The sequence below is a fragment of the Bacillus sp. SM2101 genome, from assembly GCF_018588585.1.
Lineage (GTDB): Bacteria > Bacillota > Bacilli > Bacillales > SM2101 > Nanhaiella > Nanhaiella sioensis.
The window spans coordinates 144,729-158,088 of the sequence record NZ_JAEUFG010000005.1 but is presented as its reverse complement, the minus strand read 5'-3'; the positions used below and the strand labels follow the sequence as shown (position 1 = coordinate 158,088).

14 protein-coding genes and 1 pseudogene are annotated in these 13,360 nt (G+C 33.7%); 7 read left to right on the top strand and 8 right to left on the bottom strand.

What is annotated here, in order from left to right; genetic code table 11:
* Window positions 1-167: 167 nt before the first annotated feature.
* The 3 genes from JM172_RS06685 to JM172_RS06675 form a co-directional block, all read right to left on the bottom strand.
* On the bottom strand, window positions 168-515 hold the full coding sequence (locus JM172_RS06685; RefSeq protein ID WP_214481322.1) for a DUF779 domain-containing protein: 348 nt from the start codon (window positions 513-515) through the stop codon (window positions 168-170).
* Window positions 515-2,035 carry an aldehyde dehydrogenase gene (gene adh, locus JM172_RS06680; RefSeq protein WP_214481321.1) on the bottom strand — a complete coding sequence of 507 codons (1,521 nt, stop codon included), beginning with the start codon at window positions 2,033-2,035 and terminating at the stop codon, window positions 515-517. The genes JM172_RS06685 and adh overlap by 1 nt, the downstream gene beginning before the upstream one ends.
* A gap of 386 nt (window positions 2,036-2,421) precedes the next feature.
* Window positions 2,422-2,610, bottom strand: a complete 189-nt coding sequence (locus tag JM172_RS06675; protein ID WP_214481320.1) for a hypothetical protein — start codon at window positions 2,608-2,610, stop codon at window positions 2,422-2,424.
* Between JM172_RS06675 and JM172_RS06670 the strand changes: the two genes are divergently transcribed.
* The 5 genes from JM172_RS06670 (at window position 2,555) to JM172_RS06650 (ending at window position 6,844) form a co-directional block, all read left to right on the top strand.
* On the top strand, window positions 2,555-3,082 hold the full coding sequence (locus tag JM172_RS06670; protein ID WP_214481424.1) for an ATP-binding cassette domain-containing protein: 528 nt from the start codon (window positions 2,555-2,557) through the stop codon (window positions 3,080-3,082). The genes JM172_RS06675 and JM172_RS06670 overlap by 56 nt on opposite strands.
* Window positions 3,083-3,085: 3 nt before the next feature.
* Window positions 3,086-3,292 carry a hypothetical protein gene (locus JM172_RS06665; RefSeq protein ID WP_214481319.1) on the top strand — a complete coding sequence of 69 codons (207 nt, stop codon included), beginning with the start codon at window positions 3,086-3,088 and terminating at the stop codon, window positions 3,290-3,292.
* A gap of 252 nt (window positions 3,293-3,544) precedes the next feature.
* Window positions 3,545-4,003, top strand: a complete 459-nt coding sequence (locus JM172_RS06660; protein ID WP_214481318.1) for a hypothetical protein — start codon at window positions 3,545-3,547, stop codon at window positions 4,001-4,003.
* An 81-nt stretch (window positions 4,004-4,084) separates the two neighbouring features.
* Entirely contained in the window at window positions 4,085-4,546 is a 462-nt protein-coding gene (locus tag JM172_RS06655) for an NUDIX hydrolase (RefSeq protein ID WP_214481317.1), read from the top strand.
* Between the two features lie 423 nt (window positions 4,547-4,969).
* Window positions 4,970-6,844, top strand: a complete 1,875-nt coding sequence (locus JM172_RS06650; RefSeq protein WP_214481316.1) for a glycoside hydrolase family 30 beta sandwich domain-containing protein — start codon at window positions 4,970-4,972, stop codon at window positions 6,842-6,844.
* A 901-nt stretch (window positions 6,845-7,745) separates the two neighbouring features.
* Here JM172_RS06650 and JM172_RS06645 read toward each other — a convergent pair.
* From JM172_RS06645 to dat, 3 genes are all read right to left on the bottom strand, one after another.
* Window positions 7,746-7,880: a YjcZ family sporulation protein gene (locus JM172_RS06645; protein ID WP_214481315.1), complete on the bottom strand. Its 135-nt coding sequence runs from the start codon at window positions 7,878-7,880 to the stop codon at window positions 7,746-7,748.
* Between the two features lie 218 nt (window positions 7,881-8,098).
* Window positions 8,099-8,200 carry a YjcZ family sporulation protein gene (locus JM172_RS06640; RefSeq protein ID WP_214481314.1) on the bottom strand — a complete coding sequence of 34 codons (102 nt, stop codon included), beginning with the start codon at window positions 8,198-8,200 and terminating at the stop codon, window positions 8,099-8,101.
* Between the two features lie 210 nt (window positions 8,201-8,410).
* A complete protein-coding gene (gene dat / locus JM172_RS06635) occupies window positions 8,411-9,241 on the bottom strand; it encodes a D-amino-acid transaminase (RefSeq protein WP_214481313.1) in 831 nt (276 codons plus the stop codon).
* A gap of 218 nt (window positions 9,242-9,459) precedes the next feature.
* On the opposite strand from dat, the gene JM172_RS06630 reads away from it, so the two are divergent.
* Window positions 9,460-10,908, top strand: coding sequence for a PAS domain S-box protein (locus tag JM172_RS06630; protein WP_214481312.1), 1,449 nt, complete (start codon window positions 9,460-9,462; stop codon window positions 10,906-10,908).
* Window positions 10,909-10,992: 84 nt separating this feature from the next.
* On the opposite strand, the gene JM172_RS25110 is transcribed toward JM172_RS06630, so the two are convergent.
* Window positions 10,993-11,127, bottom strand: coding sequence for a hypothetical protein (locus tag JM172_RS25110; protein ID WP_284730435.1), 135 nt, complete (start codon window positions 11,125-11,127; stop codon window positions 10,993-10,995).
* 458 nt (window positions 11,128-11,585) lie between these two features.
* Between JM172_RS25110 and JM172_RS06625 the strand changes: the two genes are divergently transcribed.
* Window positions 11,586-12,203 carry a C40 family peptidase gene (locus JM172_RS06625; protein ID WP_214481311.1) on the top strand — a complete coding sequence of 206 codons (618 nt, stop codon included), beginning with the start codon at window positions 11,586-11,588 and terminating at the stop codon, window positions 12,201-12,203.
* 239 nt (window positions 12,204-12,442) lie between these two features.
* Here JM172_RS06625 and JM172_RS06620 read toward each other — a convergent pair.
* Window positions 12,443-12,952: pseudogene (locus tag JM172_RS06620) on the bottom strand (DNA topology modulation protein).
* Window positions 12,953-13,360: the final 408 nt, after the last annotated feature.

Sequence of the window (13,360 nt, the reverse complement as noted above, 5' to 3'; positions counted from 1 at the left end):
ACACACAACTACAAATAAAATAATATTATTAAGAAATAATAGTTTAACAGATTTCTAATGATGAGCAAGTAGGAGTATGTTACGAGGAAACGTTAATGTTGATGGATGGCTACGATAAACACAAATAACAAAAAAACAGCTGACAAGGTATCAGCTGAATATGGTGTTTATATTTGATTTTCATTGTTTGGAAACAATCTTGACCTTGTAAGAAATCTTACTCCTTCTGGGCCTTCTAGAGAAAACATGCCTCCTCGACCTTCGACAACATCAATAATTAATTGAGTATGCTTCCAATATTCATATTGCTGTTTGTTCATATAAAAAGGAGTTTCTCCAATATCTCCTAAATAGACATCCGATTGACCGATTAAAAACTCATCTCTTGCATAACACATTGGTGAACTACCATCACAACAGCCACCTGATTGATGGAACATAAGAGGTCCATGTTTCGCTGTTAGCTTTGCTATAAGATTTAGCGCAGTTTCAGTAGCTATCACCTTTTCAAGCATTAGTAGAACCCTAACGCCTTTGGACTATAACTTACTAGTAAGTTTTTCGTTTGCTGGTAATGAGAAAGCATCATTTTATGATTTTCACGCCCAATACCAGACATTTTATATCCTCCAAAAGCTGCATGAGCAGGATATGCATGATAGCAGTTTGTCCATACACGACCAGCTTCGATCTGACGCCCAAAGCGATAAGCTGTATTTATATCTCGCGTCCATACGCCTGCCCCTAAACCGTATAACGTATCATTGGCAATTTGTAATGCTTCTTCTTTATCTTTAAAAGTTGTAACCGCTACAACTGGTCCGAAAATCTCTTCTTGGAAGAAGCGCATATTATTGGTACCTTTAAAAACAGTAGGCTCAATATAGTAGCCTCCTTGTAATTCACCCTCAAGTATATTTCTTTTCCCTCCAGCTAGTAATTCTGCTCCTTCTTGGTTAGCAATATCGATGTATGACATTATTTTTTCTAGCTGTTCTGATGAAGCTTGCGCACCTATCATTGTATTCATATCGAGAGGGTTACCTTGTTTAATTGCTTCTACTCGTGACAAGACCTTCTCCATAAAAGGTTCATAAATAGATTCTTGAATTAGAGCTCTTGATGGACAAGTACAAACTTCACCTTGATTTAGAGCAAACATTGTAAAGCCTTCTGCTGCTTTATCTAAAAAGTCATCCTCTTGTGCCATCACATCTTCAAAGAAAATATTTGGCGATTTACCGCCTAATTCGAGTGTCACAGGGATAATATTATGGGACGCATATTGCATAATCAACCGTCCAGTCGTTGTTTCTCCAGTAAATGCTACTTTTCCTACTCGATCACTAGTTGCAAGTGGCTTGCCAGCCTCAACTCCGAAACCATTAACAACATTCACAACACCTGGAGGTAGTAGATCTTGAATTAACTCCATAAGTACCATGATGGATGCTGGAGTTTGCTCCGCTGGCTTTAGAACGACACAATTTCCAGCAGCGAGTGCTGGTGCAAGTTTCCACGTTGCCATTAATAGAGGGAAATTCCAAGGGATTATTTGACCTACAACCCCAATTGGTTCAGGGAAGTGGTATGCTACAGTGTCTTGATCAATTTGTGCTAAGCTTCCTTCTTCTGCACGAATACAGCCAGCAAAATATCTAAAATGATCGATCGCTAATGGCAAATCAGCAGCTAATGTTTCCCGAACAGGTTTCCCGTTTTCCCATGACTCTGCAACTGCCAATTTCTCCATATTTTCTTCAATTCGATCAGCTATTTTATTTAATAGATTTGATCGTTCAGTGACGCTCGTTTTTCCCCAAGTATGCTTTGCGGTATGTGCAGCATCTAAAGCTCTGTTAATATCTTCGCCATTAGATCTAGCAACTTGACAGTACGCTTGTCCAGTGATCGGCGTCATATTATCGAAATATTCACCACTTGCAGAAGGGACCCACTCTCCACCGATAAAGTTATCATATTTCTTCTTAAATGTAATAATTGAGTCTGGCGAACCAGGATTTGCATAAATCAAATGTTCATTCCTCCTATCAATAAGTTAATTTTGATAAGGAAATAGTGTACTTGCTAATTTTCTAAAACTTGTTTCCCTACCAATTCTATGATATTCGAGGGATTTTGTACTTATTACATTAATTAAGTAGCATTAAAGAATGTGATTTACGTGATAAGGATCTATTTTACGGAAAATGTTTGATGATGCCAAGTTGTCACGTAACTATTAATGGTAAAGCTGTTGTGAGAAATATTGTTATGTTTTGGAAGAGGGGAGTGGTACAATATGAAAGTAGTTTTTGTAAAATAATAATAGAAGATATTGAAGGGCCATATAACCACCTTATTGGTTCCTATTGCATACTTAGTACACAAAAAAATAATAGTTTAATTGTAAAGTGATAATCAATGATAAGATCGGGTGAAGTCATTGAGTAATATAATTTGTAAAATAGATAATGTATCTAAATCATTTAATGATTTAACAATAATCGAAGGAATATCGTTAACTTTGTAAAAAGGTGAAGCGGTTGCTGTTATAGGGAAAAATGGTTCCGGAAAAAGTACATTACTTAAATTAATTACAGGACTCATTGCGCCCTCAAAAGGAACAATTAACTTGCCTTCTAAACGAGTTGGCTATGTACCTGAACAGTTTACATGTAATATTCGCATGACTACGTATGAATATTTGTATCATTTAGCTAAAATTAACGGGTATAGTCGACAAGAGATAGATACAAAAATCATGGAATTACTTAATAGATTTGAGTTGAAACATGTAAGAGGTAAGCAAATTCAATCATTTTCTAAAAAAATGAAACAGAAAATAAGCCTTATACAAGCGTTAATTCATGAACCTGACATCCTTGTTTTAGATGAGCCGCTATCAGGTATAGACCGGAGAATGCAATCATCCTTGGTAGAAAATCTATTAGCAATTAAAGAAACTGGTACCTCAATGGTCTTCTCATGTCATGAAAAATCGATAGTTGATGAATTAGCAGATAAGGTGTTGTACATAAGTAATAAAAATGTTAGTAGTGAAAAATCATTAATAAATTAAGAGATGGATGCTTATGAGATTATTTGTAAAATTTCGCAGAATAGCAACGAAAATGCCTTAAATGAATTAAAAGATGTGTATCACTATTCGATGGTTGGGGATGATCAAATAAAAGTAACGGTAAGGGCACAGGATAATGATCAACTGTTACTAGATCTTTTACAACAAGGTCATTCAATCATCTTAGTAAGTAAATTAGATGCATTATAGGAGAACTAGTATGGTATATTTATCACGTTATTTTGTTATAACATATTTTCGGTCATTTCGTTTTATTCCCCCAGTAGCTGTTTTTGCTTGTGGGTTGTAATATTTTATACTTATAGTCAAAAAGATATAATGAATAGTTATTTAATATCTAGCATGGTCTTATATTTAATTTCTGCTTGTCTAACACATTCGAGGTTTCATCGAGAGGATCACTCTGAAAGAGCAATAATTTTAACTCATATCAAATCAAAAATGAAATTTTTATTAAGCAAAAATATCGCTGTGTTGGTGTATGGTAGCCTACTTATTATTTTGGCAATTGTATATCCACTTATTTTAAATGGATTTCTAACAACCCCGTCAATTTCAGTAATCATCGTCTCGATTATTAGCCATGTATTACTTTGTCAGTTGGGTGTGATCGTAGGCATGTTTTTTGCTGTAACAAAACATAGTCAATATCATTGGTTAGCTACTTGTCTTGTACTAATGGTGTCACTAGTAACCGAAGCTGTTGCTAATGGTATACCAACCTTTTTAGCATGGATCTTGTGGTTGCTCCCTCCAATTAATAACATTGTCCATATACATAATTTTGGTGATTCCTTTATAATAAATACAACGATCATTCAAAACTATATCATTGTTATCAGTTATATAATTATTGCCTCGAGTATTATCGTATATCGGTTTAAAAAGTTTGAATATTAATAAACTAGTAAAAAAATCTACATTCGTTGCTGTTAGCGGATGAAGCTGCTTTTATAAGTCAAGGTTAGGAGAAAAATATAGATGAGTTATGTAGAAGATTTAAGGAAGGTTATAGGGCATCGTCCTATTATACTTGTCGGCTCAGTTGTTTTGCTAATAAATGATCAAGACGAGATATTACTTCAAAAAAGAAAAGAACCATATGGTGTTTGGGGGCTTCCAGGTGGGTTAATGGAACTAGCTGAATCAACAGAAGAAACAGCTAAAAGGGAAGTTTACGAAGAAACAGGTCTTACTGTGGGTAACTTAGAACTTATTAATGTTTTTTCTGGAAAAGAAAATTATTGCAAATTACAAAATGGTGATGAGTTCTATGTTGTAACAATTGCATATTTCTGCAATGATTTCAGTGGTGTGGTAAAAACAAATGAAGAGGAGGGGTTAGAAACAGTATTTTTTCCATTACGTTCACTTCCTGAGAAGCTAGTCGGTAGTCACCGCAAAATGGTTCAAACATATATAAAAAAGTTCACAAGTTTGTAGTATTAAACAAGTATTGATGCTAATATTCACATAAATATATGGATGTAAATGTTAATCATCATGTATATATTAATAACAGCAGAATGAATGTAACCAACTGAGGAAGACTAAACACCGATTTACTAGGTTGTTGTTATAATTGAAGAAATATTCATTTTGCCAATGGGGGACCTAAGACGATCAAAGTAACAAAATTCCAGTGAGGTCTAAAGGGGTCTACCCCCTTTAGATAAATCGATTGTTGGGAGATTTATAGGGTTATTCAAAGTATTATTGGATTACGAATTAATGCTTGTTTAAAATATATAAAGCTTGTAAAATGAAATTAAGTGTAACGCTTGTGTTTTTTTATATAAATATGTAAGCGTTAACATTAAATGGTGTACTTCGATTTTATTAATCATAACAAGGGGGAGAAAGGTTATGGAAGTGAAGGTAATTTCAACCAGACGGATAATTATGATAGCGTTGTCATTATTGTTAATGAGTAGTTTTGTTACTCCTGCTAACGCTGAAGTAAGAAATGTGCAAGTATGGTTAACGACAGCTGATCAACAGCAATTACTTCAGCAGCAAATTGATATTGAATTTTCACTAAACAACAGCGTAGAGGGTGTAACGATTCAAGTTGATGAAAGTAAGGAATATCAAGTAATGGATGGATTTGGGGCAGCGATGTCTGGGTCTTCAGCATGGCTTTTTAATCAAAAACTAAACGATTGGCAACGAAACGCGATATATAACGATCTATTTAGTTATGAAGGTATTGGTTTAAGTTTTGTTCGCCATACTGTAGGTGCATCAGATTTTTCTTTAGAAAGCTACTCATATGATGATATGGCAGCAGGATTAACAGATCCGAATTTAGCAAAATTTTCTATTGATAAAGATAAACAAAATGTAATTCCTATGTTAAAAGAAGCATTAGCGATAAATCCTAATTTGAAAATTATGGGCACGCCCTGGAGTGCACCTGGTTGGATGAAAGATAATGGATCATTAAATGGGGGTAAACTTCTTCCGCAATACTATGGTGTATATGCACAGTATCTTGCAAAATATATTAACAGCTATCAAAATGAGGGACTTCCTATTTATGCAATGACCATTCAAAATGAGCCACATCATGAAACTGCCGGCTATCCGAGTATGAAGATGGAAGCATCTGAACAAATTGATTTTGTCAAAAATCATCTTGGGCCAACTTTTAATAGTCAAGCAATTGATACGAAAATACTTAGCTGGGATCACAACTGGAATGAATATGATTATCCAATAGAAGTAATGAATGATGAGGAAGCAAAATCTTATTTGGCGGGTAGTGCTTTTCATTGTTATGGCGGTTCCCCCGAGCAACAATCTTTAGTGCAAAATGCTCACCCGGACAAAGGTATATGGTTTACCGAATGTTCAGGAGGGGAGTGGTCAACTGATTTTGGAGATAATTTAGCATGGAATATGTCGAATGTAGTAATCGGTTCGACTCGAAATTGGGCGAAGTCAGTTCTGCTATGGAATCTAGCATTAGATGAAAACTTTGGACCAATTAATGGTGGTTGTACAGATTGTCGTGGTGTTGTAACGATTAACCAACAAACAGGTGATGTATACAAAAATGTAGAATATTATGTGCTTGGTCATATTAGTAAGTTTGTTAAACCTGGTGCAAAAAGAATAGATACTAATTACGATAACGATATTCAAAACGTTGCTTTTAAAAACACAGATGGATCAAAAGCCTTGTTAGTTTTAAATAATGCTAATACCCATCAAACGTTCACTGTCAAAGAGGGAGACGAATCATTTAACTATACTCTGCCAGCAGGAGCAGTAGCTACTTTCTTATGGAACTCAAATAATGATAGTAATTTGATTGTAAATGGAGATTTTGAATTAGGAGCATTGAATAATTGGCAAAGCTGGACACCAGAGGGACAAGACCCAGTTCACAAAGTTGATACAGACTATCCATTGTCTGGAGCGCATAAATTGACTCATTGGCAATCTTCCCCTTATCAACAGACGACATATCAACATATAAATGTAGAGAATGGAGTTTATAAAGCCTCGGTTTGGGTCCGTTCAAGTGGAGGTCAAAATACGCTACGTTTAGAAGCAAGTAATCACGGTGGTTCCACCCTTTATGAAAATATTGGATCATCCTCAATAGGTGATTGGAAGAAATTTGAAATAGATAATATCGATGTAACGACAGGCACTGTTACTATTGGTGTATACTCTGATGGAAATGAGCATAATTGGGCAGCCTTTGATCATATTCAACTAATTAAGAAGTAAAATAATTTTTATAGGTATATACAAAGATGTTTTTTAGAAATAACTAGGCTTGACCTTTGTGGTTTTATACTAAACGATATTGTTGTATAACAAGCACCCTTTAGATGGGCGCAGCAAAAATCTATCTAAAGGGTGCCTGTTGAATAAGTAATAACTACAGCTACAGGTTTAAATATGAGGTAAGAGAAATCATGAGTAAGAAGAGCTTCACAGAGAATCAAATTAAGTAACTAACAACTTATTCTTATGATGATTATAAGCTAAAAAGCGATCACGTAAGCAGCCAATATAAGTTGTTTATTGGGGAAAAAGAGAGAGGTATTCCACTCTTAAAATTCACTGTTTTACTATCCAAACTACACGCTTTACTGTCCAAACTCACTGTTTTACTCTCCAAACTACACACTTTACTGTCCAAACTCACTGTTTTACTATCTAAACTACTCGTTTTTCTCTCTAATTTACTGTTTTACTCTCCAAACTACACGTTTTACTGTCCAAACTCACTGTTTTACTGTCCAAACTCACTGTTTTACTATCTAAACTACACGTTATTATTACTCTTACTAAATCAACAAAGTAGCAGCATCTAGAAGGCTTTAAGCTGTTATCTTAAAACTTTGTTCATTTTTAATGTTATATATTGTAAGTCAGCGTTGTACAGAAAAAAAGATTTGACAAACTATAGTTATGTAGGTGTTTATTTCTTCGTAGGAAAAAAACAGTCAATGCTAAAACATCCTATTTCAAAGAAAAAATACTACCAACTCCAAGTGTAAACAAACTATTTCTTCGTAAGAATTGTGAAAGCACCCTTAATTTATAACAAAATAAACAGACTAAATGTTCGAAGTGATTTAGTCTGTTTAGTATGATATTCTAAGATGCTGTCTTCGGTTCTCTAATAAGAAACAAATGCTAACGTTCCTAATACGATAATTAACAAAATGAATAGGACAACAATTAGCGCGAAGCCAGAGCCGAAGCCCCCGCCACCGTAACCGTAGCCTGGTGCTACGCCACCGTATCCACACATAAGCTCAAACCTCCTTTCTTGTGTAGTTAACTCCTTTTAATTAAATACTCTCCCGAATTTAACATTATTTTACTTTTTTGTGTTAGGGAGGTGATTATATCACCTCACAAAAAATGAATGATAGAAGCTTTATCATGGGAAGGATAGAAAGTACAATTGAGTAAATGTGAAGTATGATTGGTTGAATTAGGGAGTTTTTATGCTGTGTAGATTAGGAATTAATAAAATCCTTGGCCACAAGCACAGCCGATGATAATCAAGAGCACAAAAAGTACAATAACTAAGGCAAAGATACCGCCGAAATTACTCATAATTACCATTCCTCCTTTCTTGATATATTAATATTTTATGGAATTATTTAAACTCTGATTGTACGTTTAGACATGATGAAAACATACATTTTTAGATATTTTAATTAATTGATTGAATATATAAAGCAAAAAAAACGGTGATATGGTCTTTATATCACCGTTTCACACATCTTATATTACTTAAGGGTTAACTGTTCATTAGCATGATTTCTAATCTGTTTATTGTTCCTTTAATTGTTGGAAAGCTGAAATAAGTTGCTTTGTTATAGGGTTATTCATTGATATATTCATGTTGTCAATTTTATTGACAGGTAATATTTCGATTGATGTACTCGTTATAAAAACTTCATCAGCATTGTAAAGAAAATCAATATCAAAAGGATGTTCTTTTACGGAAAGATCATTTTGAGATGCAATATTGATGACTGCTTCCCTTGTAATACCATGTAAAATGTGGTTTGTTGCTGGATGTGTGTAGACAACACCATCTCTTACAGCAAATAAATTACAACTAGAGCATTCTGTCACAATGCCATTACGTATAAAGACTGCTTCGTCATAACCTGCTTCAGAAGCCTTTTGTTTTGCAATGACATTTGGTAATAAATTTAGCGATTTGATGAAACAATTCGCCCAACGGGTGTCTTCGAATGATTGAAGAGCTACTCCGTTTTGTCGTTTGACAAGGTCTACATGACGTGAGGGGCGTACAGTCATTGAAAACTGTGCGGGGACATTAGGAAATATATGATCTCTCGGTGCGATTCCCCTAGTTACTTGAATATATACTTGTGCATCTTTCAATTCCGATCGCGTTATCCCCTCTAATATTAGTTCGTTCACTTTTACTAGAGAAAAAGGTAAATCGATTAATATTTCCTTAGCACTCATTTCAAGTCGGTTTAAATGTGCTTTTAATAAAAATGGTTTGCCATCATAAACTCGAATAACTTCATATATTCCATCTCCAAATTGATGCCCTCTTTCTTGGATCGGTACGACCTTTTCATTAATATCAATAAATTTATCTCCATAAAAACCAACTTCCATGTCATCAACCTCCGTTAATATCTCTTCATGCTCAATTCATTTTATGTTATGCATTGTTCATTAATTATGGTTTATTATAGCAATTTTGGTGTGAAGTCAACAGCTTAAAAGTCACAGTAACGTCAAATCTATTAGATTATCAAACATATTTATACCATTTTTATACTAATCGTTCTATAATTAAAAATATAAATTAATATGATTGACGGGTGAAGTCTATGAATATTAAAAATTTATACAAACTAGCATTTGAATCGGCAGGAATAGCCATGGCAATATATGATTGTCAAGGTGAGGTAGGAATACCGCTTGCAATAAATGATGCTTTTTGTAAATTTCTTGGGTATACAAGGGAAGAGCTGTGCTGCAAAACTGTTGAAGAAATTTCACATCCAGATGACTATAAACGTGATTTACATAAAATTAGCTGTTTGTTAACTGGGCATATCGATGAGATTGCAACAGAAAAAAGATATATACATAAATCAGGACGAATCGTTTGGGGAGAATTAAAAGGTATCCTTCAAAGAAACGAAGATAAAAGCCCACAATTTGCTATAGTTCAAATTCATGATATAACCCATCGTAAAAGTATAGAAAAAGAACTATTAGAAAGTAAGGAAAAATACGAAACCTTAATTCAAGATTCATTACAGGCGTTTTATGTTGTACGTGATGAAAAAGTGATTTTCGTAAACCCAGCTGGATGTGAATTATCAGGATTTAGTAAAGAAGAAATAATTGGTTCGAATATTTATGATTATTTTACAAAAGATCGGGTTGAACTTGCTGAGTATAATTATAATCAGCTTTTAATGGGGAATTCTTACACAAACGAAGAACAAATAGTCATAACAAATAAAGGTGAACGTGTAATTGAATATACAGCTACAAAAACGGTATATGAGGAAGAAGAAGCCATTCAAGTCATTGCACGTGACATAACAGAAAGAAAAAAATATGAAGAAATGTTGGTTAAATCAGAAAAATTGGCGTTAGTAGGTAAACTTGCAGCCGGCGTTGCACATGAAATTAGAAATCCATTAACTACAATTAAAGGGTTTACACAGTTATTTCAAATGACGAAAGAGTACAATGAACAACACGCAGCTATTATGATGAATGAATTGTCTACAGTCGAAACAATCATAGATGAGTTTTTATCATTAGCAAAAACAAAATCAACATCATCTTTTGAAATGAATGATCTTCATAGCATTATTAATAGAGCTATTACTTTGGTTAAAACAAATACTGATTTACATAATATTGAACTCGGTGCACAGTTTGATGAAACTATTCCACTAGTGGAATGCGAAGATGAAATGTTAATCCAAGTATTTACGAATATTATTCAAAACGCAATTGAATCGATGGATACTGGATTTATTACGATGTCTACACATAGAAAAAATGATATTGTAACAGTTGCAGTTGTTGATAATGGATGTGGCATACCTAAGGATAGATTGAAAAACTTAGGGGAACCTTTTTATTCAACGAAGGAAAAAGGTACAGGATTAGGGTTAATGATTAGTTATAAAATAATTGAACAACATAAAGGGCAAATGTCATTTTATAGTAATCCTGGAGAAGGTACACGAGTAGAAATTATCTTACCAATCAAACAAAAAAATATTGGTCAAATCAATGATAAGCTCTTGTAGAAAGAACTTCGTAACAATAAAATGATTATAATGGATCATGGAAAAGTAAACCTCACAACATTCATAGTGTGAGGTTTATTTTTTTTATCTTTTATTGTTTTTTCTAGATTGCTTTTCAGTCGTTTCACTCAGTTCATTTGCAAATTCAGCCTCAGCTGCTGATACTGTTGGGTTTGCTACTTCTTTTGACACTTTATTTTGTCTCCCTTTTTTTTCCAAAATAATCACCCTTTCGTAGTTGTAAAAATAAACACAATGTTAGTATGGTAGACAATGTACTTTTTACTCATATTAGATTGTGTTTTTATGTGAAAAAATAGTCATTAACACTATAGTTCTCAGCTCTTTATTATTCCATGACAAAATTTGATCAGTATTGAACATAGCATTACCACAATAACAAACAGATAAGCGTGTACTCTATTGGTTATCCACTTATCATTAAGAATATTTTATATAGTAATTAATGGTAAGTGTGGCGTTTGAACTCCAACAAAAGTCTAACTAAACGATAATAGTTACAGCATTGTAAACTAAATGTTAAGCTACACCAGACTATAGACCTATCATTTTGAAATAGGGCAACTTTGGATGTATATGGTAGAAAAAATGATAATTGAACAGTGTTATGATTTATTTAGACAGAAAAAGTAGTGTGAAAGGGAGAGAGAAATGATATGAAAAAATTGATAGTTGCTGGTACAATTTTAGGTTCTTTATGGTTTGGTGAAAGTGCATTAGCTGCATCTTATACAGTTCAATCTGGGGATACACTTTCAAAAATAGCGAACAAGCATCAAACCACTTTAGCTGAATTAACAAAAGCAAATCCACAAGTTCAAAATCCTAATATAATTTACATAGGACAAGCTATCCAAATTCCATCAGCAAGTAATAAAGAATTAAGCACATGGGAAGAAAAGGCTGATCAAGTCGTGTCAACAGGAATGAAATATATTGGTGCTTCTTATTTATATGGAGCTTCAGTGACAAGAACTGATGCGTTCGACTGTTCTTCCTTTACGTATAGAGCTTTTAATGAAAATAATGGTATTAAACTGCCACGTACTTCAGTAGAGCAATCAAAGCAGGGGACACCTGTAGCGATTTCTGATATTCGAAAAGGTGACTTGATTTTCTTTGATACGACTAAAGATGGGGTCATCAATCACGTATCTATCGTCGTTGATTCAGACACAATCCTTCATGCAGGAAGTTCAACAGGGGTAACAAAAGCTGATTTAAATACTTATTGGCGTCCATTTGCAGTAAAAGCTGTACGCATCATTAATTAAGCTGGATCACCGTACCACATATAGAAAATGTATGGGCTAGGTTTTATATCCTTTTTGGTACTATCATTCAATTTATTTGGTGACAAAAGGAACAGGGTCTACGAAAAAAGAAGGCTATAGGCTACTAGAAAGAAAGCTAAACAAACATTAATTTCAGAACATATAAGAAGGCTTGGATAAAGTAAATCCAAGCCTTCTTATATTGTAGTATACTGCTTTCTAAAAATAAAGTTAACAATTTATAATAGCTGGTGTTTTAAAAATTTTTGTACTTCTTTTGGAGATTTAAGTACAAAAATGTTCTTGTCATTAGAAAATTGCTCCAGTCTCTTTACAATTTCAGGCCTTTTAGTTTTTGGATAATCCCAAATCCATTTAAAAAAAGCTAAGTCAAACCTTTCTTCGCAAGCTTCTCCCATATCTGGTCTCGTTTTATTTCGATACAGTAACATTCTTTTGAATGCACGATACATGCATATCGTTCTATGAATATCAAGAAAAATGATCGTGTCTGCTGAATTAAGTCTTATATCCAACGTTCCACTGTAGTTTCCATCAATAATCCATTTTTCTTTTTTCACTAAATCTTTTTGCATGGTACACTGCTCATCTTTTGGAACACTAACCCAATTAGGTTTCCAAAATAACGCGTCGAGATGATAGACATCTATTTTGAGTTCATCACCTAATCTCCTTGCTAGTGTAGATTTTCCTGATCCGCCCTAACCAATTAGTATTATTTTTTTCATGATGCTTCCCCTTGTATAACGTTCATAATGATTGTTGTTTTTCGTACTTAGAAACCCCAGATTTTATTGATAAAAAGATGATATCTGTATAATACCACTTCTTGAAGTTCTAATTAGTGAAACTATAGCAATTGTTTATGAATGGCTCTTTGCGAAAACAATGTTACCATTTGTTTTCAAATTCGTACTATAAAAAGTAGATTAATAACGCTATTCATTGTTGTACAGAAGAAATGATGCCACGAACTCAAGTTGTGTAGGTATTTATATCTTAATACGAAAAACAACAATCAATGCGAAAGCATCCTTATAATAATATCAATACTTGTCTAGTTACCTGTCAAGAAATAACCCTTAATCTAATTAGTGATCGTACTTTTGATAACTTTTACTATAACACAGCAGCTC